22 protein-coding genes are annotated in these 24,423 nt (G+C 58.3%); 7 read left to right on the forward strand and 15 right to left on the reverse strand.

Annotated features, from left to right (window positions below):
* The 3 genes from CF137_RS00005 to trhA form a co-directional block, all read right to left on the reverse strand.
* Positions 1-1,558, reverse strand: a 1,558-nt coding sequence (locus CF137_RS00005; RefSeq protein ID WP_139717056.1) for a retention module-containing protein, incomplete at its 3' end; no start/stop codon positions are given.
* Between the two features lie 231 nt (positions 1,559-1,789).
* Positions 1,790-3,451, reverse strand: coding sequence for a putative transporter (locus tag CF137_RS00010; protein WP_139717058.1), 1,662 nt, complete (start codon positions 3,449-3,451; stop codon positions 1,790-1,792).
* A 117-nt stretch (positions 3,452-3,568) separates the two neighbouring features.
* Positions 3,569-4,204 (reverse strand): PAQR family membrane homeostasis protein TrhA, encoded by a 636-nt coding sequence (gene trhA / locus CF137_RS00015; RefSeq protein WP_101320127.1) that lies wholly within the window; start codon positions 4,202-4,204, stop codon positions 3,569-3,571.
* Between the two features lie 173 nt (positions 4,205-4,377).
* Here trhA and CF137_RS00020 point away from each other — a divergent pair, with 173 nt between their 5' ends.
* From CF137_RS00020 to CF137_RS00030, 3 genes are all read left to right on the forward strand, one after another.
* Positions 4,378-5,883, forward strand: a complete 1,506-nt coding sequence (locus CF137_RS00020) for an aminotransferase class V-fold PLP-dependent enzyme (RefSeq protein ID WP_139717059.1) — start codon at positions 4,378-4,380, stop codon at positions 5,881-5,883.
* 115 nt (positions 5,884-5,998) lie between these two features.
* Positions 5,999-6,550 carry a septation protein A gene (locus CF137_RS00025; protein WP_098968651.1) on the forward strand — a complete coding sequence of 184 codons (552 nt, stop codon included), beginning with the start codon at positions 5,999-6,001 and terminating at the stop codon, positions 6,548-6,550.
* A gap of 24 nt (positions 6,551-6,574) precedes the next feature.
* The gene (locus CF137_RS00030) at positions 6,575-6,871 is read left to right on the forward strand and encodes a YciI family protein (protein WP_139717061.1); all 297 of its coding nucleotides are present in this window, start codon (positions 6,575-6,577) and stop codon (positions 6,869-6,871) included.
* A 96-nt stretch (positions 6,872-6,967) separates the two neighbouring features.
* Here the strand turns inward: CF137_RS00030 and cysQ are convergent, their stop codons facing one another.
* The 11 genes from cysQ to rpoE form a co-directional block, all read right to left on the reverse strand.
* A complete protein-coding gene (gene cysQ / locus CF137_RS00035) occupies positions 6,968-7,750 on the reverse strand; it encodes a 3'(2'),5'-bisphosphate nucleotidase CysQ (RefSeq protein WP_139717064.1) in 783 nt (260 codons plus the stop codon).
* A gap of 203 nt (positions 7,751-7,953) precedes the next feature.
* Positions 7,954-8,691 carry a pyridoxine 5'-phosphate synthase gene (gene pdxJ / locus CF137_RS00040; protein ID WP_098968648.1) on the reverse strand — a complete coding sequence of 246 codons (738 nt, stop codon included), beginning with the start codon at positions 8,689-8,691 and terminating at the stop codon, positions 7,954-7,956.
* 84 nt (positions 8,692-8,775) lie between these two features.
* Entirely contained in the window at positions 8,776-9,486 is a 711-nt protein-coding gene (gene recO / locus CF137_RS00045; RefSeq protein ID WP_139717066.1) for a DNA repair protein RecO, read from the reverse strand.
* 14 nt (positions 9,487-9,500) lie between these two features.
* Complete coding sequence (era, locus tag CF137_RS00050) at positions 9,501-10,400, reverse strand: GTPase Era (protein ID WP_042020933.1); 900 nt, start codon at positions 10,398-10,400, stop codon at positions 9,501-9,503.
* A 61-nt stretch (positions 10,401-10,461) separates the two neighbouring features.
* A complete protein-coding gene (gene rnc, locus CF137_RS00055; protein WP_042020934.1) occupies positions 10,462-11,133 on the reverse strand; it encodes a ribonuclease III in 672 nt (223 codons plus the stop codon).
* A complete protein-coding gene (gene lepB / locus CF137_RS00060) occupies positions 11,134-12,072 on the reverse strand; it encodes a signal peptidase I (RefSeq protein ID WP_101321153.1) in 939 nt (312 codons plus the stop codon).
* 6 nt (positions 12,073-12,078) lie between these two features.
* Positions 12,079-13,872: a translation elongation factor 4 gene (gene lepA / locus CF137_RS00065; RefSeq protein ID WP_098968646.1), complete on the reverse strand. Its 1,794-nt coding sequence runs from the start codon at positions 13,870-13,872 to the stop codon at positions 12,079-12,081.
* 116 nt (positions 13,873-13,988) lie between these two features.
* The gene (locus CF137_RS00070) at positions 13,989-14,450 is read right to left on the reverse strand and encodes a SoxR reducing system RseC family protein (protein WP_101321155.1); all 462 of its coding nucleotides are present in this window, start codon (positions 14,448-14,450) and stop codon (positions 13,989-13,991) included.
* 109 nt (positions 14,451-14,559) lie between these two features.
* Positions 14,560-15,540, reverse strand: coding sequence for a MucB/RseB C-terminal domain-containing protein (locus CF137_RS00075; protein ID WP_139717068.1), 981 nt, complete (start codon positions 15,538-15,540; stop codon positions 14,560-14,562).
* A 21-nt stretch (positions 15,541-15,561) separates the two neighbouring features.
* On the reverse strand, positions 15,562-16,164 hold the full coding sequence (locus CF137_RS00080; RefSeq protein WP_139717071.1) for a sigma-E factor negative regulatory protein: 603 nt from the start codon (positions 16,162-16,164) through the stop codon (positions 15,562-15,564).
* A gap of 22 nt (positions 16,165-16,186) precedes the next feature.
* Complete coding sequence (gene rpoE, locus CF137_RS00085; RefSeq protein ID WP_139717073.1) at positions 16,187-16,768, reverse strand: RNA polymerase sigma factor RpoE; 582 nt, start codon at positions 16,766-16,768, stop codon at positions 16,187-16,189.
* Positions 16,769-16,950: 182 nt separating this feature from the next.
* Here rpoE and nadB point away from each other — a divergent pair, with 182 nt between their 5' ends.
* Entirely contained in the window at positions 16,951-18,558 is a 1,608-nt protein-coding gene (nadB, locus tag CF137_RS00090) for an L-aspartate oxidase (RefSeq protein ID WP_139717076.1), read from the forward strand.
* A 217-nt stretch (positions 18,559-18,775) separates the two neighbouring features.
* On the forward strand, positions 18,776-21,220 hold the full coding sequence (locus CF137_RS00095) for a sensor domain-containing protein (protein WP_139717078.1): 2,445 nt from the start codon (positions 18,776-18,778) through the stop codon (positions 21,218-21,220).
* Positions 21,221-21,274: 54 nt separating this feature from the next.
* Here CF137_RS00095 and CF137_RS00100 read toward each other — a convergent pair whose 3' ends face one another.
* Complete coding sequence (locus CF137_RS00100; RefSeq protein ID WP_139717080.1) at positions 21,275-21,553, reverse strand: hypothetical protein; 279 nt, start codon at positions 21,551-21,553, stop codon at positions 21,275-21,277.
* Positions 21,554-21,723: 170 nt separating this feature from the next.
* Here CF137_RS00100 and acs point away from each other — a divergent pair, with 170 nt between their 5' ends.
* Together acs and aroQ are read left to right on the forward strand one after the other, a co-directional pair.
* Complete coding sequence (gene acs / locus CF137_RS00105; RefSeq protein WP_101321165.1) at positions 21,724-23,670, forward strand: acetate--CoA ligase; 1,947 nt, start codon at positions 21,724-21,726, stop codon at positions 23,668-23,670.
* Positions 23,671-23,957: 287 nt separating this feature from the next.
* Complete coding sequence (gene aroQ, locus CF137_RS00110; RefSeq protein ID WP_101321167.1) at positions 23,958-24,410, forward strand: type II 3-dehydroquinate dehydratase; 453 nt, start codon at positions 23,958-23,960, stop codon at positions 24,408-24,410.
* Positions 24,411-24,423 lie beyond the last annotated feature (13 nt).

Genomic DNA, 24,423 nt, shown 5'->3' on the forward strand with positions numbered 1-24,423 from the left:
CGCCGCCCACCAGTGCAATGACCTGGGTGCTGTAAGTCGTGCCGTTGATCACCATGGTCACCGCGTCACCCACGGCTGCATCGCCGCCCACGGTGCCGGTGACCAGGACGTTACCTGCCGCTTCCTGAGCATTAAGGATGTCGTCAGCGGTAATGTTGCCCACCGCAATGGTGGCGCTGGCGCTGCTGTCCAGCAAAGTGGTGTCGTCAGTGGCGCTGGCAGGGTTACCCGCCGCGTCGGTGACGCTGGCCACGACCTCCAGGTTGCCATCCGCCAGACCGCTCAGGTCAGCGGTGGTGTTGTAGTTGCCGTTGGCATCGGTGACCGCGGTGACGGTCACGCTCTTGCCACTGGCATCCGTGATAACCAGAGTCACTGTGCGGTTGGGACCGACATCGGAGGTGCCGCTGATGGGGGCGTTGCCCACATTGGCACTGTTCACGTCATCCAAGCTAACCGTGATATTGGCACTGGTGTCGACATTCCCATCATCAGTCGCGGTGCCGGTGTTGCCTGCCGGGTCGGTAACGGTGGCAGTTACCTGATAGCTGCCTTCCGCCAGCGGGGTGGTCACATCCACGCTGTAGTTACCACCCGGTTGCACCGTGGCGGTCAAGGTTTGCTGGTTGCCATTGGCATCGGTCACAACCAAAGTGACCGTGCTGCCCGGTATCGCATTGGTAGTACCAGTGATGGTCGGGGTGGTGTCTTGAGTGTTATCTGGCGCCTCGACGGTGATCACTGGTGCGGTTACATCCACACTCCCATCATCAGTTGCACTGCCGGTATTACCCGCAGGATCGGTCACTGTGGCGGTGACGGTATAAGAGCCCTCGGCCAATGGGGTAATGACATCCACGGTGAAGGTGCCACCGGGTGTGACGACGGCGGTCAGGGTTTGTTGATTACCGTTTGCATCGGTGACCAGCAGGGTCACGATGCTGCCAACGGGAGCATCCGTGGTACCTGTCAGAGTTGGTGTGGTGTCTTTGGTATTGTCTGGGGCGACGACGGAAATAGTGGGGGGCGTCAGGTCAAAGACTTCATCTTCTCCTGCAGCACCAAGCGGCGGCTCACCAGTGGCGTTGTAGGTGGTATCGAAGGTAGCTTCGGCAATGGTTGCAGAACCGGTACGGTCGATGGTGACAAACCCACCGTTGCCACTGGCTCCGGCGACACCACCAATACCGCCACCACCGGCGGCAGGTGCACCGCCTGCTGCAGCAGCTTCAAAGGCCTGGGTCGGGTCGGCGCCGCCCAAAATCGCCTGTTGCAAGGCATTGATCTCATCAGGAGTACCGGCTGCACCGTTTTGCGCCAGCTGGGGGGCATCCCCCTCTTCGGCGGGCTCACTCTGCTCGCTGGCCGGTTGCACATTGAATGACTGTCCGCCACCCATAAAGCTGGCACCATCTGGCGACATGATCACTGCACCTTTCGGCAATACATCACCTTCAGCCAACAATTTTTGACTGCCATCGGCAGCAATCTGATAAGCCTGCCCTTTGAGTTGTGTAATGGTGATGCCCTGTTCCATGGTAACGGTGTTAGTAATCATGTTCTCTCCTGAATCCTGATTTGAATGCAATAAGCCACAGCCTACTGTGCATACAGATGGAGCAAATAACCAGCTCGAAAATTCGAAAGGATAGACTGATTTGAGGCTGGATCGTTCAGCCAGGCAGGAGGATATGAAATGGCAAGGCCAGAAGGGTAAAAACCTAACTTATCAATACATTACAAAAAAATGACAGGAGCATGACAAGGCATGCTCCTGTTCAGATTAACCCTAAGCGCCAGCCCAGAGGATGATAGCCAGCAGCTGTGGCGAGATGATCCGCAGGAACATCACCAGCGGGTAGACAGTCGCGTATGAGAGCGCGCTGGCCCCACTGGTCGGGTGCATGCCATTGGCAAACGCCAACGCGGGAGGATCAGTCATGGAACCGGCCAACAAGCCACACAGGGTGAGGTAATTCATTTTTCCGTAGAGGCGCGCCAGCACACCGACCACCAGCAGCGGGATCAGGGTAATAGCCATGCCATAAAGCATCCAGGCCGGACCATCGCCGTTGATCAGGGTATCGATAAAGCCAGCCCCCGATTTGAAGCCCACCACCGCCAGAAACAGCACGATACCGATCTCCCGCAGCGCCAGGTTGGCACTGGGGGGCATGAACCAGTAGAGCTTGCCGATGCTGCCGATCCGCGACAGGATCAGTGCCACCACCAGTGGACCACCCGCCAGACCCAACTTGAGAGCGGCCGGGAATCCGGGCAAATAGAAGGGGATGGAGCCCAGCAACACACCCAGGCCGATCCCGATAAATACCGGCAACATCTGCACCTGTTGCAGTTTTTGCTGCACGTTGCCAACTACATTGGTAACCGCCTCGATCGCCTCCAGGCGTCCCACCAGATTAAGGATGTCACCAAACTGCAAACTGGTCTGGCTGGTTGGCACCAGCTCGATACCGGCGCGGTTAAGACGGGAGATCACCACGTCATAACGCTGTTTGATGTCAAGATCGCGGATCTTCTTGCCAAGTACCTGCTCGTTGGTCACCACTACCCGCTCAACCCGCAGATCGGTGCCACGGGTCGAGAGCGATGTTGCCACCTCCTCCCCCAACACCAGCAGCACATTGTGCAGGGCATGGCGTTCACCCACCAGATGGAGCAGGTCACCAAGCTCGATGCGCGAATCTGGCCGCGGCACCATCAACTCCTCGCCGCGCTTGAGGCGGGAGCAGATCACGTCCGACTCGTCGAGACTGGGGATTTCACGCAGCATCAAACCGTGCATATTGGGGTTGCGTACCGCGATATTGATGGTTTGCAGGCTCTCCTTGGCCTTGCCGCTTTGTTGCTCGAACTGGGCGGCCTCTTCGTCGATCTTGATGTGAAAGAAAAGCCTGACCAGCCACATGGTGAGCAAGATACCGCAGATCCCAAAGGGATAGGCGACCGCATAGCCCATCCCCATCAAACCGGTCGAACCAGGATCGGCCCCCAGCTCGGCCAGGATCTGCTGGCCCGCACCGAGGGATGGCGTATTGGTCACCGCGCCAGAGAACACCCCCAAGATCACTGGCAGCGGCACATCAAACAGTTGATGCAATCCCGCAGCCACCACGCAGCCAAGCAGCACCAGCATGGCGGCAAAGGCATTGAGTTTGAGGCCCGAACTGCGCAGAGAAGAGAAAAACCCCGGGCCGACCTGGATGCCAATGGTGTAAACAAACAGGATCAAGCCAAATTCTTGAATAAAGTGAAGGGTTTGCGCGTCCAGCGCAAGATTGGAAGCACCAGCGAAATGACCCACAATGATGCCGCCGAACAGCACCCCCCCGATCCCTAAACCAACGCCATAGACTCGCCAGTTTCCCAGCCAGAGCCCCAGCACTGCCACCAGCGACAACATGCTGATGGAAAGCGCGATATCACTCATTTCGTGCATCCTTTGCAAATTCAACTGACATTAGCTTGTCAGCAAACGCTGACGCCAACTGTGTGATACCGCACGAATTTATCCTTTTTCGCGCTAAAAATACCAATTAAGGGCTATTCAAGCGACATAGCCATAAATGGCCATAAAGTGACAAACACTGCCGCCCAGCACAAAAAGGTGCCAGATGGCGTGGTTGTAGGGGATCTGCTTGGCCACATAGAAAATGACCCCGAGACTGTAGATAAGACCGCCGAGTCCAAGCAGCAGCAGCCCCTCCCCGGCCAGATGGATGTAGAGCTGATAGATGACCACCAGCGATAACCAGCCCAGCATCAGGTAGGTAAAGAGCGACAACTTCTTGAAGCGGTTGATGAACACCAGCTTGAACACCACCCCGGCCAGCGCCAGGCCCCAGATCACCATCATCAAACCATTCGCCAGCGGCGTATCGAGGGCCACCAGCAGGAAGGGGGTATAGGTGCCGGCAATCAACAGATAGATGGCACAGTGATCAAACACCTTGCACCAGCGTCTGGCCCGCCCTTCAGCCATGCTGTGATAGAGGGTAGAGGCCAGATAGAGCAGCACCAGGCTGCCGCCATAGAGGCTGTAACTCACCAGCGCCTGCGTGCCCTGCCCCCATCCCTTGATGAGCAGCAGTACCAGGCCGATCCCCCCCAGCAACAATCCCAATCCGTGGCTGAGCCGGTTGGCTAACTCTTCACGGGGAGAATAATCTGTCACGCCACTCATATCGTTTACTCCAGCTTTGATGGGCTCACTCTACCCAGCACCATTTCAGAGTACAAGTGTTCGCTTAAAAAATGGGGTGGCTGCCACCTGCCAACCTTTGGTGTATGCTCTGCCGCCGATGCCCGAGACAAGCGGCATAGACACCTACCCGGTGACCTGGTCTGGAGAACCTGATGAAGTTGACTGAGCTGTTTACACAACCGGATGCCGCCTTTGGCGACGCAATGAGCGCCATGCTGGCACATTTTCACCACTCGGATGACAGTCAGGCCCCCTACCAGCGCGACCTGTTCACCCACCAGCTCGATCAGTCCTGCATGCCTGCGGAAGGCCTCTCCATCGAGCACTATCTGGCGCGGCTAGCCACCCTGGTGCCCGGCGCTTCTCACCTCACCTCGCCACGCTACATGGGTCACATGACTGCGCCACTACCGGCCTATACCGCCGAGCTGTCGCGCCTGCTGGTGATGCTCAACCAGAATCCGATGAAGATGGAGTCCTCCCGCATGCTCAGTTTTCTGGAGCGGGAGGTGCTGGCCAAGCTGCACCGCCTCATCTATGGCAGGGACAATGCCTTCTACGGCGAACAGATGCACGCCAAGGATGCAGCCCTCGGCGTCATGACCAGCGGCGGCACCATCGCCAACGTCACGGCGCTGTGGCTGGCCCGCAACCGCGCCTGCGGCGACAATCTGTTCGCCCTCTATGAGCAGGGCTATCGCGGTGCCGTCATTCTGGGCTCGCGGCTGATGCACTACTCCTTCGACAAGGGGATGGATCTGCTGGGACTGGGCGCCCGCAGCGTCTGGCGCCTTGAGACCGACGAGCAGAACCGGCTCAGTCTGGCTGCGCTGGAGCAGGCGCTGATCCAGTGCAAGGAACAGAAGCTCAAAGTGCTGGCACTGGTCGGCGTGGCGGGCAGCACCGACTTTGGCTCCATCGATCCGCTGCCGGAGCTGGCAGCCATCGCCGAGCGTGAGCAGATCCATTTTCATGTGGATGCCGCCTGGGGTGGACCGACCCTCTTCTCCCCCCGCTATCAAAACCTGCTGACCGGCATTGAGCGGGCCGACACCGTCACGCTGGATGGCCACAAGCAACTGCTGGTGCCGCTCGGTACCGGCATGCTGCTCTGCCGCCAGCCCGACCTGATGATGGCGGTCAAGCGCGAAGCCCCCTACGCCATTCGTGCCACCTCGTTCGATCAGGGGCGCTTCACGCTGGAGGGCACCCGCCCGGCCAACGCCCTCTATCTGGATGCCGCCTTCCAGCTGTTTGGCCAGCAGGGTTACGCCCGCCTCATTGAAGCCAACTACGACCGCGCCCGGCTGATGGCCGAGCTCATCGAAAGCGATCCTGCCTTCGAGCTGATGTCGGCGCCGGTGATGAACCTGCTCTCCTACCGCTGCATCCCGCCCCACCTGCAGGGCAAGCCGCTGGACGAAGCGGCCAACGTGCAGATCAACGACTTCAACGTGGCCCTGCAAAAAGCCCAGCGGGCCGAGGGGCACAGCTTTGTCTCCCGCACCCAACGGGCGGTGGTGCGCTACGGTGCCCAGCCGCTCACCCTGCTGCGCGCTGTGCTGCTCAACCCGCTAATCGAAGAGCACCACATCCGCGAGCTGCTGGCGGATCAAAAACGGTTGGGCGAGCCTCTTGCCCGCCAGCTATTTGGCTAGCGCTGCGACGGGAAGCTGGACGGCAAATGGCAGGTCTTATTCATTTGCCGTTGTTTACCTTGCAGGTAAACTGGACAAAATTTTGTGGTCTATTCCTGAGGGCTATGCGCCAAACATGAAGCAATTTATTGAATTTATTCCACTTATCGTTTTCTTCGCGGTCTACAAGTTTTACGACATCTACATGGCTACCGGCGCACTGGTGGTAGTGACCGGTCTGCAACTGCTCTACAGCTGGGTGCGCTACCGCAAGGTCGAGAAGATGCAGCTGTTCACCTTCATCTTGGTCGGCTTCTTCGGCGGGCTCACCGTGTTCTTCCACGATGACACCTTCATCAAATGGAAAGTGACCATCATCAATGTGCTATTCGCGCTAGGCCTGCTGATCAGCCGCTACGGCTTTGGCAAGAACCTGATCAAACAGATGCTGGCCAAAGAGCTGCAAGCCCCCGATGCCGTCTGGGACAAGGTCAACCTCGGCTGGGTCGGCTTCTTTACCGTCTGTGGCCTGCTCAACCTCTACGTGGCGTTTAGCCTGCCGCAAGAGATGTGGGTCAACTTCAAGGTGTTCGGCCTGCTGGGGATGACCCTGGTCTTTACCCTGCTGAGCGGTGTCTATCTCTACCGCCACATCCCTGCCGAACAAAAGAACGAGCTGAAAAAATAACCCTCATCAGAAAAGGATCCTCTCATGTGGTATCTCATCTACTCCGAAGATGTCCCCAACAGCCTGCCACTGCGCAAGCAGGTTCGCCCTGCTCACTTGGCCCGGCTGCAAGCGCTGCAGGATGAAGGTCGCCTGCTGACCGCCGGCCCCAACCCGGCTATCGATGCCGAGGATCCGGCCGATGCCGGCTTTACTGGCAGCACCGTCATCGCCGAATTTGCCTCGCAGGCGGACGCCAAAGCCTGGGCTGATGCCGATCCTTATGTGACCGCCGGTATTTACGCCAAGGTCACCATCAAGCCGTTCAAGAAAGTCTTTTAAGCCAGCGTCAGATGCAAAGAGGCCGGAGTGGGTGTGCAACCCGCTCCGGCCTCTTTTTATTGGGCAATGTGAGCGATGCTCAGCGCACCGGCAAGATCACGCCCTGGCGACAAACCAGGGGTTGAGGATGTCGGGCTTGTTGTAAGCAAGGGGGGAACCATCGAGTTGGGTGACGCTGCCCCCCGCCCCCTCCAGCACCGCCTGCGCCGCACCGGTATCCCACTCGCAAGTCGGAGCAAGGCGTGGATAGAGCTCGGCGCCACCTTCGGCAATGATGCAGAACTTGAGGGAGCTGCCAATGGAGACCAGCTCAATCTCGCCCCGCCCCATATCCCCGAAGCGAGCCAGATAATCGAGGGTCTCCTGCGACAGGTGGTTGCGACTGCCCACCACCCGCCACGCCGTTCCTTCCCGATGAGGCTGGGTCTGGATGGCCTCGCGCTTGCCATCGGCAATGCGCCAAGCCCCAAGCCCCTTGCCACCGTACCAGAGCTTGTCCAGCACAGGCGCATAGACCAGCCCCCAACGCGGCGATCCCTCTTCAATCAGCGCGATATTGACGGTGAACTCGCCATTGCGGGAGACAAACTCCTTGGTGCCATCGAGGGGGTCCACCAGCCAGTAGCGTGACCAGCCGTGACGGGCCGCCATCACCTCGGGGCCCGACTCCTCCGACAGCACAGGGATATCGGGGGTCAGCCACTCCAACGCCTGAACGATCACCTCATGAGCCCCCTTGTCGGCCGCCGTGAGCGGACTCTCGTCGCTCTTGTACTCCACCGCGAAAGGCTCGCGGTAGATCGCCATGATGGCCGCCCCCGCCGCACGGGCGACAGGTTCCAGGTCGGTGATATCAGGGTGGTACAGGGGGTGGTCCATAACAATCTCGTCCAGCTTACAGGGTCAACCAGTGTAACCCTTTTGACATCAACTGCTTATAACCGATTGTGCTGGGTTATTACAGCGTGGGTACCCCGACAGGCCATTTCGCTTGGATGAACAGGGCCAGCAACAACAAAGGACGCCGTGGCGTCCCTTGTTATTTCTGGCGGCCTGCCGCAGGCGCGGGCCTATCTGGATGATCAGATCCCCTGACGGGCTTCCTGCATCAGCAGGCGCATGTCGCTGACCGCCTTGGCCAGACCGTCGAAGGCGGCGCGGCCGATGATGGCGTGGCCGATATTGAGCTCATAGAGCTCGGGGATGGCGGCGATGGCTTTGACGTTGTGGTAGTGCAGGCCGTGGCCGGCATTGACCTTCAAGCCCTTGCCAGCAGCATAGGAGGCGCCGGCGGCGATGCGCTTGAACTCGGCGTTGCGCTCGGCATCAGTGGTGGCGTCGGCGTAACGACCAGTGTGGATCTCGATAAAGGGGGCGCCGCTTTCGGCAGCCGCATCGATCTGGAGGGGATCTGCGTCGATAAAGAGCGATACCTGGGCTCCCACGGCAGAGAGACGAGCAACAGCGTCAGTCACCTTGGCCAGCTGGCCAGCCACATCCAGACCGCCCTCGGTGGTCACTTCGGTGCGCTTCTCCGGCACCAGACAGACGAAATGGGGCTTGATGCGGCAGGCGATGCCGATCATCTCTTCGGTCACCGCCATCTCCAGGTTCATTCTGGTCTGGATAGTCTGGCGCAGGATCTCCACGTCGCGATCGGTGATGTGGCGGCGATCTTCACGCAAATGAACGGTAATGCCATCAGCACCCGCCTGTTCAGCGACAAAAGCAGCCTGCACCGGATCCGGATACTGGGTGCCACGGGCGTTGCGCAGAGTCGCGATATGGTCGATGTTCACACCCAGATAGATTTCACTCATTGAGAACTCCTTGAAACTCTTCATCTGTTGACTGCGCGGTCAGCAAATCACCCCGCGCCAATATCCGTATGTCTGTAATGTGTGTCAGCCTTGCATGCTGGCTTTACGTTTTAAAAACAGCTCCCGGCTCTTTAGCTGGCGCTTGCCCAGATAGGGTTGCAGCGCCAGTCGGCTGAAACGTTTGGCCGCCTGCAGCAAGGGAGGGGTATCGAAACGTCCCTCGGCAAAGGCCAGCAGGTGGGCACCGAGAAACAGGGTACGGGGATCCGGCGCCCGCTCGCAAGCAACAAAGCCCAATTCACGCTCGAAGCCATAGAGCCGGGTTGGCTCGATGGCCGACTCGTCGTCCGCCGTATATTCGAAATCCACCGCATAACCCAGCGCCTGCAGCAGCAGGAACTCGAAGCGGCGCAGCGGCAGCTCCGGCGTCTCGCCATCGGCCAGCGCCATGATGGCACGGGCATAGGCGTCAAACACCTCGGGGAACGGGGTATGGGCTTCCAGCAGGTAGTAGACCAGCTCGTTGAGATAGAGACCGTAGAAGAGGCGATCGCCGCCGAGTCGCAGGGAGTGATCCGGGCATTCGACCTGGGTGAGGTTCTTGAGATCCCCCTTGCCGCGCCAGGCGATGGTGAGCAGGGTAAAGGGTTGCAGCAGCCCCTTGAGGGGGGAGCGTGGCCCGCGAGAACCGCGAGCCACCAGGGTAAAGCGGCCACTATCCTGGGTGAATACCTCGACCAGCTGGCTGGTCTCCCGATAGGGCCGACTATGGATGACGAAAGCCGGGCTCAGCAATCCATCAACGCCACTTAATCGTCACCATAGCCGAGACTACGCAGGGCGCGCTCGTCATCAGCCCAGCCGGACTTGACCTTGACCCACAGCTCGAGGTGCACCTTGTTCTGGAACAGCCGCTCCATATCGAGGCGTGCTTCGGTGCCGATGGTTTTGATCTTCTCGCCCTTGTTGCCGATGACCATCTTTTTCTGGCCATCACGCTCAACCAGGATCAGACCGTGGATGTGGTAGAGGCCGTTCTCTTCCACCTTGAAGCGTTCGATCTCCACCGTCACCGAGTAGGGCAGCTCCTCACCGGTGAAGCGCATCAGCTTCTCGCGGATGATTTCGGAGGCCATGAAGCGTGACGAACGATCGGTCACGTAATCTTCCGGGAAGAAGTGGTTGTTTTCCGGCAGCAGATCCTTGGCCCACTCGCGGATCTTCTCCACGTTGGTGCCCTTCTCGGCACTGATGGGCAGGATGTGGGAGAAATTCATCTGCTGACCCAGCCACTCGAGGTGGGGCAGCAAATCTTCTTTCTCTTTGACGTTGTCGACCTTGTTGACCGCCAGCACCACGGGGCAAGGCAAGTGGCGCAACTTGCCAAGCACCATCTCGTCATCCTTGGTCCAGTGGGTACCGTCAACCATGAATACCACCATGGCCACATCCCCCAGCGAACTGGTGGCGGCACGGTTCATCAAGCGGTTGATGGCCCGCTTCTCTTCGATGTGCAGGCCCGGAGTATCAACAAAGATGGTCTGATAGTTCTCATCGGTATCGATCCCCAAAATCCGGTGACGGGTGGTCTGGGGTTTTTTCGAGGTAATGCTGACCTTCTGGCCAAGCAGCTTGTTGAGCAGGGTGGACTTGCCCACGTTAGGGCGGCCCACAATGGCGACAAAGCCGCAGTAGGTAGTATCTGTCATGACAGTTGTTCCAATGCTTGTGGTGTTAAAAGACAGCGCCTTTTTGAATCAGACGTACCTGTCATGACAATTTGTCCAGCGCTTGCTGCGCCGCAGCCTGCTCGGCCTTGCGGCGGCTGGTGCCGACCCCTTTGAGCGGACCATCCAGACCTTCCACGTCGCACTGGACGGTGAACTCCTGGTTGTGGGCCTCACCCTTGACGTTAGTCACTGTGTAAGTCGGCAGGGATTTGCGGGTTCCCTGCAAAATTTCTTGCAGGCGGGTCTTGGGATCTTTCTGCTCAATGCCTGGCTTGATCTCGTCCAGACGGCTGGCGTACCAGCTCAGCAGCAGTGTCCGCACTACCTCAAGATCCGTATCCAGATAGACGGCGCCAATCACCGCCTCGACCGTGTCGGCCAGAATGGATTCACGGCGAAAACCACCGCTCTTGAGTTCACCTGGCCCGAGGATCAGGTGATCCCCGAGGTCAAACTCCCGGCCCAGTTCGGCCAGGGTTTTCTCACGCACCAAAGTGGCACGCATCCGGCTGAGATCCCCTTCTGCCGCTTGCGGGAAGCGGTGGAACAGCGCATCAGCAATCACCAGGCTCAAAATGGAGTCACCCAGAAATTCCAGTCGCTCGTTGTGACGAGAACCGGCGCTGCGATGTGTCAATGCGCGGGTCAGCAACTCTTGATCCTGAAAGACATGCCCGAGACGGGACTGCAGTCTGTTCATCTTGATATTCATTTACTTAATTCCGCCAATGCGGTTGAAGCGCACCCCTGTCGGTACCCAACTTGGCAGCAGGGAGCCTTCTTCGCGCTCAAATTCAAAACTTATCCAGATAGCGACCGCCTTGCCGACCAGATTCTGCTCGGGCACAAAGCCCCAGAAACGGCTGTCGGTGCTGTTGTCACGGTTATCGCCCATCACGAAGTACTGCCCTTCCGGTACCACCCACTCATCAGGATAAGTGCCGGGCTGGCGATAGTAACGACCAACCAGATCCGGCATCAGCGGGTTGCGCAGAGTCTCGTGAGAAACATCACCCAACTGCTCGGTATAGCGGTCAAGGGGGATCCCCATCTGGGTAAATTCGCCTCTTTGTTCAAACTTGATGTCGAGCTTGGTAAAGCCCGGGCACGTTTTCCCTTCCTGCTCCTCGCCACCCGCTTCAGCACAGCGTGGTCGGATCATCAGCTCTTTGTTGCGATAGATGATCCGATCACCCGGCATGCCGACCACCCGCTTGATGTAGTCAACGCGCGGCTCAAGGGGATACTTGAACACCACCACATCGCCACGCACCGGCTCGCCAGTTTCGAGGAATTTGGTGTTGGTCACCGGATCCCGCAGGCCATAGGCAAACTTTTCCACCAGGATGAAGTCGCCCACCAGCAAGGTGGGCATCATGGAACCTGACGGGATCTGGAACGGTTCAAAGATGAACGAACGCAGGATCAGCACAAAAGTGATCACCGGGAAGATCCCGGCGGTCTGCTCAATCCAGACCGGCACGGGGGCAACCTTGGCCAGCGTTTTTTCATCCAGGTGGGCACCGCCATGGGCACGGGCCACGGCAATCTTGGCGGCGCGCTGCTTGGACCAGATCATCTTGTCCAGACACCAGATAAAACCGGTGATCACACAGACCACCACCAGGATCAGGGAAAACGTGCTTGCCATCTATTTTTAGTCCTTTCCGACATGGAGAATCGCGAGGAAGGCTTCCTGTGGCACGTCGACACGGCCAACAGACTTCATCCGCTTCTTACCTTCTTTCTGCTTGTTCAGCAGTTTCTTCTTCCGGCTCACGTCACCACCGTAGCATTTGGCGGTTACGTCCTTACGCAGTGCCTTGACGGTGCTGCGCGCAATGATCTGGTTGCCGATGGATGCCTGAATGGCAATATCAAACATCTGACGGGGGATCAGCTCACGCATCTTCTCAACCACCTGGCGACCGCGATACTGGGCGTTCTCCTTGTGGGTGATGATGGCCAGCGCGTCAACCCGCTCACCGTTGATCATGATGTCCAGACGAACCATCTCGGAGGTTTCGAAACGCTTGAAGCCATAATCCAGCGAGGCGTAGCCACGACTGGTGGATTTCAGGCGGTCGAAGAAGTCGAGCACCACTTCTGCCATCGGGATTTCATAGGTCAATGCAACCTGATTGCCGTGGTAGACCATGTTGGTCTGCACGCCCCGCTTCTCGATACAGAGGGTAATGACGTTACCCATGTACTCTTGCGGCAGCAGGATGTTGCACTCGGCGATCGGCTCACGCATCTCTTTGATGTTGTTAACCGGCGGCATCGCAGACGGGCTATCGATGTGGATAGTCTCGCCATTATTCAACTCAATCTGGTAAACCACAGTCGGCGCAGTGGTGATCAGATCCAGATCGTATTCCCGCTCCAGACGCTCCTGGATGATCTCCATGTGCAGCATACCGAGGAAGCCGCAACGGAAGCCAAAGCCCAGTGCTGTGGAGCTCTCCGGTTCGAAGAACAGGGAAGCGTCATTGAGTGACAGCTTGTCGAGGGCGTCACGGAACGACTCGTAGTCATCGCTGGAGATGGGGAACAGACCGGCATAAACCTGCGGCTTGACCTTCTTGAAACCCGCCAGCGGCTTGTCTGCACCGTTCTTGGCTTGGGTCAGGGTATCGCCCACCGGCGCGCCATGGATGTCTTTGATACCGCAGACAACCCAACCTACCTCGCCACAGCCCAGACCTTGAGTATCGACCTGCTTGGGGGTGAAAATACCGATACGATCGACACCCCATACCTGGCCGGTAGTCATCACTTTGATCTTGTCGTTCTTCTTGAGCGAGCCGTTCTTGACCCGCACCAGAGACACAACCCCCAGATAGGAGTCGAACCAGGAGTCGATGATCAGCGCCTGCAGCGGGGCATCCGGATCACCTTCCGGTGGCGGGATACGCGCTACGATCTCTTCCAGCACCAGGTCAACACCGAGGCCGGTTTTGGCGGAGCAACGCACCGCATCGATCGCATCGATACCGACGATATCTTCGATCTCTTCAGCAACCCGCTCCGGCTCGGCCGCAGGCAAGTCAATCTTGTTCAGCACCGGCACCACTTCCAACGCCATTTCCATGGCGGTGTAGCAGTTGGCCAGAGTCTGTGCCTCAACCCCCTGACCGGCATCCACCACCAGCAGCGCCCCTTCACAGGCCGCCAGCGAGCGGGAGACTTCGTAGGAGAAATCTACGTGGCCCGGGGTGTCGATAAAGTTCAGCTGATAGGTGTTACCGTCTTGTGCCTGGTAGTTCAGGGTCACACTCTGTGCTTTGATGGTAATGCCGCGCTCGCGCTCCAGGTCCATGGAGTCAAGCACCTGAGCCTGCATCTCGCGGGAGGACAAGCCACCGCAAGTCTGGATCAGACGGTCCGACAGGGTCGATTTACCGTGGTCGATGTGCGCAATAATCGAAAAGTTACGAATGTGTTTCATCGAGCAAGAGTCACTCAAAATTAGTTAAGGTCAGTTATGGAGGCGCGATTTTACTGGATAACCCGGCTGACGGCCATTCTTTAGTCGCCAGCACCCGTGAAATAGCGCGTGTTCGGTCAGGAGAGGATATGGACAGGAACCACCACGCCAAGCATCTGCGGGCCGTAGCAGCCCTGATCGAGGCGGTTGGAAAAGTAACGAACCAGTAAAAAACCCAGCCCTCCCCCCAACAGGCAGCAGAGAATGGTGATCCCCTCCCCGCCCAGGAGTAGCGGTGCCAACCACAGCTGCCCCAACAGGGCGCCTGCCAGCAGGCAAAACAGCGGCAAGACGTAGACCAGGGCGGCACCACGCAGCAGGCTCTGCTGCGGGATACCCAGCCGAATTTGCTGGCCGACCCCTACCTCGGTGGTCATTTTGACCCGCAAGCGTTGTGCCCTGAGAGGAAATGCCTTGGCCACGGTGCCAGTGCCACAGTTGGACTGTTGCTGGCAGCCACTACAGGCAGAACGCCGCTCGCACTCTACCCAGACGTGGTCTCCCTCGATGGCCACCACAGTCGCCAACTCTTCACTCATCTCATTCACGGCAAGACCTCGGGATCAACAAAGGGATCTGAAAAAGCATAAAGATACCTGAAGATAACACGCCGCGCCCGGCCAGCCGGGATGTTCCGGTCATCGCCCATTAGGGGATTGCTTCGTTACGGGCCAACGGCTGGACCGACTCGGCAATTCGCTTGGCCGTCTCGGCTGGTACTTCACCCACCACGGTGATCTCGACCCCCACATCGTTGACATAGCTTACCAGCGAGGTGGCGCCCTGACGGATCAGCTGCTGACGCACCGCCTGCTTAGGGTCAACCCGGGAGACATAGACCGACAAATCCACCAACCCGTCGGAGAGCATCATGTAATCCACCGGCATACTGGTGGTCACCAGCTGATGTCGGTCTTGCGACAACACCTTGAAGCCATCTGGCAGCCAGGAAATCTGCCAGTTCAGGGCTTGCTGGGGGGCAGGATAGGCATCTTCCAGCGCTAAGGCGGCAGGCTGTTTACTCTTGGCCAGGGTCACCAGCCAGGGGGCTGGTTTGCTCTGCAACGCCAGCTCAACCCCCAACACCTGCTCCACCAGATTGCCTTCCCGCTCCACCATGTCGACCCGCAGCAACAGATTGCTCTGCTCATCAATCCACAGCACGAAGCCGTACTTGTCTGCCTCTTTGGGCACCAGTCTGACCACCTGCGCCACCACACCGGCAACACGACTACGGCCAGCCAGCACCGGATCATAACTCTCCAGCACCCGCGCGATTGGCATATTCACCAGGGTCGACCAGACACCGGGAAAACGGGCATCTTTCAGGGTATAAGGCTCGTGACTGTTCTCGAAAAAGGTGTATTCATCCTGACGCTGCAGATATTCGATCGCCTTGCCATCGAGGTAACTGAGATGGGCGACTTCCTGGCCATCGATCACCGCATGGCTGATGCGGATCGGTTCAAGACGCCCCTGACGGGCCTTGACCATGGATAACTCAAAGTTTTGCTGCTGCACGGCACTCTGCATCTGCTGCAACAAGGCCTCGGCCGACTTATCGTCGGCCGAGGCCTTGGCACTGATCAGCAGGAGAGAGGCCAGCAAAATACGGCTGGACTGGCGCACGATGTGATCCCTGACAATACGTTATTGTTGAATCTGTCTGTCTTGCAACAGGCGTTGCTGCAACTGGTGGTCACGCAGGAAGGCATTGACGCGCTCCCGCTGCTCCTGCATTTGCTGTTCGGTCAGCCCTTGCTGACGAGCACGAGTGCCGTCTTGTTGCGGATAGTGAACGCTCACCGGCGTAGCACTACCACCAACAGGAATAGTATTCAGTACCGGATTGGTTGGTAGACCATCCTGCCCCTGATACTGCTGCACCCCGAAGATAACGGCGGCAGCAACGGAAGCGGCAATGGCATATTGACCAAGCTGCTGACCGACCCGACGGAACAGCGGTATTACATTGGAATCTGTCTTGACCGGTGCAACGACCGGTTGCAGCACAGGAGCCGCCTCAACCGGCTTGGGTGCCAGTATGGTTGGCTCATCTTCCAGCGCAGCCATGATGCTGGTGCTGAGATCCAGTTGCAGATTGACCGACAGGTCACCCCGCATGGCATTGCCTATCAGGTGGTAACGACCCCAAGTATCTTGCAAGTCGGAATCCATCTCCAACTCGTTCAACACCTTGGCATCACTCAGTTCACCATCCATCAGGGCAGAGATTTGCTCTTTATTTGCCATAAGTTAACCCGTCTTTCCCCAGTTAATTCTCGATCAGAGGTTTCAGCTTTTTATCGATTGTGTCCCTCGCCCGGAAGATACGGGATCTGACCGTACCCACAGGGCAATCCATGATTTCGGCAATCTCTTCATAGCTCAACCCTTCCAACTCACGAAGGGTGATCGCTGTCCTCAGGTCTTCCGGCAAGGCCTCGATAGCGGCAAACACTGTTCGCTGGATCTCGTCGGTCAGCGCCAGGTTTTCAGGGGTAGCCACCTCTTGCAAGGCTTCACCACCACCATAAGACTCTGCGTCGTCAGCCTCCACATCACTGCTGGGCGGCCTGCGCCCCTGGGAGGTCAGATAATTCTTCGCCGTATTCACGGCAATACGGTACAACCAGGTGTAAAAAGCACTTTCGCCACGGAATGTCGGCAATGCCCGGTAGGCTTTTATAAAGGCCTCTTGCGCCACGTCGGGCACATCACCGGGATTGTTGACATACCTGGCCACCAGGTTGACCACCTTATGCTGGTATTTTTTTACCAACAGGTTGAATGCTGCTTTATCGCCGCGCTGGACCCGTTCAACCAGCTGTTCGTCCAGTAGATTCTGGTCGCTCATCAGAGCCGTAAAACCCCCATCAGGTTATCGTTCTTCTTTTCCGGCCCTTCCTAAGCGCACAAGTTCAGACAGGGAGAATAAGAGAAAGTTCGCTTCAATTGAAAAAAATGTGACGCAGGCTGCATCCTCGCCCTCGCTTGGGCTACCATGGTGCCAGTTCTTAATCCAGGCCAATGATACTTATGAAAGCAAGTGTTGAATACCTTTGCGATGTACTGATCATTGGCAGCGGTGCCGCTGGTCTGTCCCTCGCGTTGCGATTGGCAGACCACGCCAAAATCCTGGTTCTGAGCAAGGGGCCCATCAGTGAAGGGGCCACTTTCTATGCGCAAGGAGGCATCGCTGCCGTTTTCGACGAAACCGACAGCATCGAATCCCATGTGAGCGACACGCTCAACGCCGGGGCTGGGTTGTGTGATCCGGCCGTGGTGGAGTTCACCGCTCGCCACGCCCGCGAATCCATCCAGTGGTTGATCCAGCAGGGAGTTCCCTTCGATCAAGAGCAGGACGCCGATGGGGAATCCCACTATCACCTGACCCGCGAAGGAGGTCACAGCCATCGTCGCATCTTCCACGCGGCCGACGCCACCGGCAAGGCGGTGCAGCTCACCCTGATCGATCAGGTGCGTGCCCACCCCAATATCCAGCTGATGGAGCGCTTCAACGCGGTCGATCTCATCACCACCTGCAAGCTCAACCTGCCGGGCAACAAGGTGCTGGGTGCTTATGTCTGGAACCGCAACGCCGAGCAGGTCGAGGTGATCCGCGCCCGTTTCGTGGCGCTGGCGACCGGTGGCGCCTCCAAGGTCTACCAATACACCTCCAACCCGGATGTGAGCTCTGGCGATGGCATCGCCATGGCATGGCGGGCCGGTTGCCGGGTGGCGAATTTGGAGTTCAACCAGTTCCACCCCACCAGCCTGTTTCACCCCGATGACCCCAACTTCCTGCTGACCGAAGCGCTACGTGGCGAGGGTGCCTATCTGCGCCGCCCCGACGGCAGCCGCTTTATGTCGGAGTTTGACGAGCGGGCCGAGCTGGCCCCGCGGGATATCGTCGCCCGCGCCATCGACCACGAGATGAAGCGGCTCGGGGCCGACTGCATGTATCTGGATATCAGCCACAAGCCGGCCGACTTCATCATCAAGCACTTCCCGACCATCCATGAGCGCTGCCTCGCGGTCGGTATCGACATTACCAAGGAGCCGATGCCTATCGTGCCAGCCGCCCACTACACCTGTGGCGGCGTGATGATCGACAACAACGGCCAGACCGATATTCCCGGTCTCTACGCTATCGGCGAAGTGACCTACACCGGTCTGCACGGCGCCAACCGCATGGCCTCCAACTCCCTGCTCGAATGCGTGGTCTATGCCCATCAGGCAGGAGCCGACATTCTGGCCAAGCTGCCGATGAGCGTCGAGCCGCCGCGCCTGCCGGTGTGGGATGAGAGCAAGGTGGACGATTCCGACGAACTGGTGGTGATCCAGCACAACTGGCACGAGCTGCGGTTGATGATGTGGGACTACGTGGGAATAGTGCGTACCAACAAACGTCTGGCCCGCGCCAAGCGCCGCATCGACCTGCTCAAGCAGGAGGTGCAGGAGTACTACGCCAACTTCCGCGTCTCCAACAACCTGCTGGAGCTGCGCAACCTGCTGCAGGTGGCAGAGCTTATCGTCAACTGCGCCCTGCTGCGCAAGGAGTCCCGCGGACTGCACTACAACCTGGATCATCCGGATATGCTGCCGGATTCCAAACCGACCGTGCTGACCCCGGATCGGGATTAAGCCCCCTTCCATCCCACTGTTTGGCAGTAAACCTGACCCCGCTTCGGCGGGGTCTTTTAGATGCTGCGACTCTGTGGCAGCACGCAGCAAATGGCCACACATCGCGCAACATTTGTTCAACATAACAACCAGATAACTCCGCTTGACTCCCTTCTAAACAGCTCGTGCCATACTGACAACTGATGAAAGTGACAAAACAATCAATGCCGAGGTCATCATGGATGGGAAGCTTTTCAACGCCGACGCCGAGGCAATGTTGAGCCAGCTGTCAGATCACACTGTCCTGGAACAGCTGATGGATAACGCCCCTCTGGGCATAGGCGTCTTTGACTGCGAATTTCGCTACCGCAAAGTCAATCAGGTGCTGGCCGACATCAACGGTAAAAGTATCGAGGAGCATCAGGGCAAGCACCTCAGAGAGGTGCTGCCCAAGCTGGCCCCAACTCTGGAGCCCATGTTTCAGCAGATCATGCGCAGCGGCATTCCCTACGTGGATATCGCCATCACCGGTCAAACTGCGGCATACGACAGCAGCTCCCGACGCTTTCAGGCCACCTACAGCCCGATGCGTGATGACAAGGGGGAGCTCAACGGCATCCTCGCCATCGTGCGGGACATCACCGAGCAGTACGAAACCGAGCAACGGCTGCAGCTGGCGATGCGAGCAGCCCAAATCGGGGTGTGGGAGTGGCATGTGGCGGAGGACAGATTGCTGTTCGACGGCCAGATTGAACCCCTGCTGGGCATCGAGGCCAACCAGTTCCACGGCGGACTGCAAGCGTTCGTCGACTGCTTTGAACCGGGATCAGGCAGCCAGCTTAAGGCGGCTCTGCAAAGTCATGACCCCATCCATCTCACCCTGAGCTACCTCACCCCCCTCAAAGAGCGGCACTGGGTCGATATTCATGCCGACCATGTGCCCGCCACCGAGTCAGTCGGCCACCGGGTCATGGGGGTCATTCACAATGCCACCGCCCGCCGCCGTCAGGAGGAGCGACTGCATCAGGCCAACGTGGTATTCGATACCACGGCCGAGGGGATCATCATCCTCGACAGCGAGCACCATATTCTGTCGGTCAACCCGGCCTTCACCATGCTGACCCAATACAATGCCGAGGAGGTGATAGGGCGCACCCCGGATATCATCATGCACCCCAAGCGCTACACCGACCTCGACTATCCCTGGTATCACCTGCGCCCCGGCAACAACGCCTGGCATGGCGAGATGGTCTGCCTGCGCAAGGATGGCAGCTACTTCTCCTCCTGGCAGCAGATCAGCGCTGTCTATGACAACTTCAACAACACCACCCACTATGTGATCGCCCTCTCCGACATCAGCGCCATTCGCAAAGTGGAGGCCGAGCTGAATCACCTTGCCTATCACGATCCCCTGACCGAGCTGGGTAATCGCCATCTGTTGCAGGAGCGGCTGGCCCTTGAGCTGAAAACTGCGCAGCTCAATCGCAAACGGTTGGGGCTGCTCTTTATCGATCTGGATGGCTTCAAACTGATCAACGACAGTCTGGGCCACGGGGTCGGCGATGAGCTGCTCAAGCGGCTGGCAGAGCGGATCCGTGGCTGCCTGCAGCACAATGATCTGGCAACCCGCTTGGGTGGCGACGAGTTTCTGGTGCTGATCCCCTATCTGGAGGAACCGGACGAGCTGGCAACCCTCGCCAATACCCTGCTCACCGTGTTGCGTGAACCGGTTGAGCTGGCCCATGAACTGGTGGCTATCTCGGCGAGCATAGGTATCGCCATCTATCCGGATCATGCAGATAGCCCGGAAACCCTGGTCAGCGCCGCCGACAGCGCCATGTACGAGGCGAAAAATCAGGGGCGCAACGGCTTCCAGTTCTATAACCCCGGCATGGCGGCACAGGCTCGCGAGCGGATGCAGATTGAGCAGGGACTGCTCAAGGCCCTTGAGCTCGAACAGCTCTGCATCTTCTATCAACCCATGACCAATCTGGCTAACGGCCACCTGAGCGGGCTGGAAGCGCTGCTGCGCTGGCAGCATCCAAGTGAGGGGATGATAGCGCCGACCCGCTTTATTCCGGTGGCAGAGGAGTGCGGCCTGATCGAGAAGATTGGCGAGTGGGTGATGCGCAACGCCTGCGAGCAGGGGCAAAACTGGTTGGCCGCAGGGCTGCCGGTGCCCCGCTTGTCGGTCAATGTGTCGGTACGGGAGATGCGCTCCCCCGGCTACGTTGAGCGGGTCGCCGCCATCTTGGACGAGACCGGATTTCCGCCAGAGCGGCTGGAGATAGAGGTGACGGAGAGCATTATCCAGCGGGTCGAACAGAGTCTGGATCTCTTTACCCGTCTGAAAAGTCTCGGCGTTCAGATTGCCATCGATGACTTTGGCACCGGCTTCTCGTCACTGAGCCTGCTCAAGACCCTGCCGATTGATCGCATCAAGATCGACCGGGCGTTTGTGCAAGCATTGCCGGAAGACAAGAACAGTCGGGAGCTCTGCCGCACCATCATCAATCTGGCCGACAGTCTGGATATGGAGGTCACCGCCGAGGGGATTGAAACCCGGGCACAACATGCCTTCTTACAGTCACTCAACTGCGGCGAAGGACAGGGCTATCTGTTCAGCAAACCACTGCATGTCGAACATATGGGGGATCGGCTGCATCAGCGCTATGTCTCATAGCAGCAAGCCATCATCACCAGCCGGGAGGCATCCGCCTCCTGGCTGCCAAGCGGATTACCACTCAATCTGCAAGCGGGATTCCCAACCATCATCACGGTCATTGAGCATCCGCGTCAGCGGTGATTCGCCAGCATAACGGGGGGCAGGCTCGCTGAAGGTAAGTTTGGTGCCGGGCTCTTTGGCCTGCCACGCATGACCAAGCTGATCGGCCACCTGATCCCGCAGCGCGGGCGAGGCTTCCTGATGGGTGATCGCAAACTCTTTCACTGGTTCGCCAGCAGGAACTGGCGCATCAAACTGCCAGAGGGATGCACAGAGCAACAGGGAAAACATAATCACCTCCTATTAATCAACACGCCCCCTTTTACCCGCTCACCGATTAATTGTCACTCTTTGCCCTGTAACCAACTGTTGCCGCCTATCCAAAAGTCTAATTGCCCCCATCAGCCAAAGGTATAAGTTGTTACTTAATCATTAAGGGAATGTATGCAAAGGAGTGAGCAATGAGCGAGAGCAAGGTCTACCCGGTAAAGCCCCATATCAGCAACAACGCCCTGCTCGACAAGGGCGACTATGCCGCCATGTATCAGGCCTCCATCGAGGATCCTGATACCTTTTGGGGCGAACAGGGAAAAATTCTCGACTGGATCAAGCCCTACAGCAAGGTTAAAAACACCTCCTACGATCCGGGCCATGTCTCCATCAAGTGGTTTGAAGATGGCCAGCTCAACGTCTCGGCCAACTGTCTCGATCGTCATCTCGCCGAACGGGGTGACAAGGTCGCCATCATCTGGGAAGGGGACAACCCGGCCGAAGATCGCAAACTCACTTACCGCGAGCTGCACAGCGAAGTGTGTAAGTTCGCCAACGTCTTGAAAGCACAAGGGGTTCACCGCGGCGACGTGGTCTGCCTCTATATGCCCATGGTGCCCGAAGCGGCCATTGCCATGCTGGCCTGTACCCGTATCGGCGCGGTACACAGCATCGTCTTCGGCGGGTTTTCGCCGGAAGCGCTGGCTGGCCGCATCATCGACTCCGGTTCCCGCATCGTGATCACCGCTGACGAGGGGCTGCGTGGCGGCCGTCCGGTGCCACTCAAGAAAAACGTCGATGAAGCGCTCACCAACCCGGATACCCAGGTCAACAAGGTGATCGTGCTCAAACGCACAGGCGGCAATGTCGCCTGGCACAATCACCGCGATGTCTGGTGGCATGAAGCAACCGCCGCCGTCAGCAGCGACTGCCCGCCCGAGGCGATGAACGCCGAAGATCCGCTGTTTATCCTCTACACTTCCGGCTCCACCGGCAAACCCAAAGGGGTGCTGCACACCACCGGCGGCTATCTGGTCTACGCCACCCTCACCTTCAAATATGTGTTCGACTACCACGAGCAGGATATCTACTGGTGTACCGCCGACGTGGGCTGGGTTACCGGTCACTCCTATCTGGTCTATGGCCCGCTGGCCAACGGCGCTACCACCATCATGTTCGAAGGGGTGCCCAACTACCCGGCGACCAACCGCATGAGTCAGGTGGTGGACAAGCACCAGGTCACCATTCTCTATACCGCCCCCACCGCCATCCGCGCCTTGATGGCCAAGGGCAACGAAGCGGTCACCGGCACGTCGCGCCAGAGCCTGCGGATCATGGGATCGGTGGGCGAGCCCATCAACCCGGAAGCCTGGGAGTGGTACTACCGCACCATCGGTGACGAGCGCTGCCCCATCGTCGATACCTGGTGGCAGACCGAGACCGGCGGCATCCTGATCACCCCGCTGCCCGGCGTTACCGACCTGAAACCGGGTTCAGCCACCAAACCCTTCTTCGGGGTGCAACCGGCGCTGGTGGACAACATGGGCGAACCGCTGGAAGGGGCCACCGAGGGCAATCTGGTGCTCACCGACTCCTGGCCGGGCCAAATGCGTACCGTGTTCGGCGATCACGAACGCTTTGAGCAGACCTACTTCTCTACCTTCCCCGGCCGCTACTTCACTGGCGACGGCGCCCGTCGCGACGCCGATGGCGACTACTGGATCACCGGTCGGGTGGATGATGTACTCAACGTCTCCGGCCACCGCATGGGCACCGCCGAAATTGAATCGGCGCTGGTCTCCCATCCCAAGATCGCCGAAGCGGCGGTAGTGGGGGTGCCTCACGAGATCAAGGGTCAGGGGATCTATGCCTATGTCACCCTGATCTCCGGTGAAGAGCCGAGCCGCGAGCTGCACAAAGAGGTGAAAGAGTGGGTGCGCAAAGAGATTGGGGCCATCGCCACCCCGGATGTGATCCACTGGGCCGAGGGGCTGCCGAAGACCCGCTCCGGCAAGATCATGCGTCGAATATTGCGCAAAATCGCCACCGGCGAGACCGACAGTCTGGGGGATATCTCTACCCTGGCGGATCCTGGTGTGGTGGACAAACTCATCCGCGAGAAGTCGGAAGCAGCTTGATCCCGCTTCCTTTGCAACTGAGTAAAGCCGGCATTGTGCCGGCTTTACTCTTTTCAGGAAGCCGCAAAGGCAAACGCTGTCGTGGATATACAGAGCAAGCAAGATTGGGCAATAAATAGGCAGATGTAGAGATTAGACCAGTAAAATGCTGCTAATTTTCACGAAATCAATATAATTGCGAAATCTGTGTGCCAGGGCACACCGATTTGCGCAGAAAATGGCTAGATTTCTGGTAGTCCACAAGATAGCTGATAGATCGCAGCATTATCATCGAGGATGTACTCAATATGTCGCAAAATCACCGAATTCTCCTGCTCAACGGGCCAAATCTGAATCTGCTGGGCAAACGGGAACCGGGCATCTACGGCAGCAAGACGCTCGATGAGATCGTCGCCGATCTGAAGCTAAACGCCAGCGAACTCGGTGTCACTCTGGAACACCTGCAATCCAACGCCGAACATGAGTTGGTCAGCCGCATCCATCAGGCCATGGGCGTGGTGGATTTCATCATTATCAATCCAGCCGCTTTCACCCACACCAGCGTCGCCATCCGCGATGCCTTGCTGGGTGTTGCCATCCCTTTTATCGAGGTTCACCTGTCAAACGTCCATGCCAGGGAGCCGTTCCGTCATCACTCCTATCTGTCTGATGTCGCCAAAGGGGTCATTTGTGGTCTGGGGGCCGATGGCTACCAATTCGCTTTAACCGCGGCCGTGCACCATCTGCGCGCGGCTTGTTAATCACTGATCAGAT

It is taken from the genome of Aeromonas sobria (assembly GCF_006243315.1).
Lineage (GTDB): Bacteria > Pseudomonadota > Gammaproteobacteria > Enterobacterales > Aeromonadaceae > Aeromonas > Aeromonas sobria_A.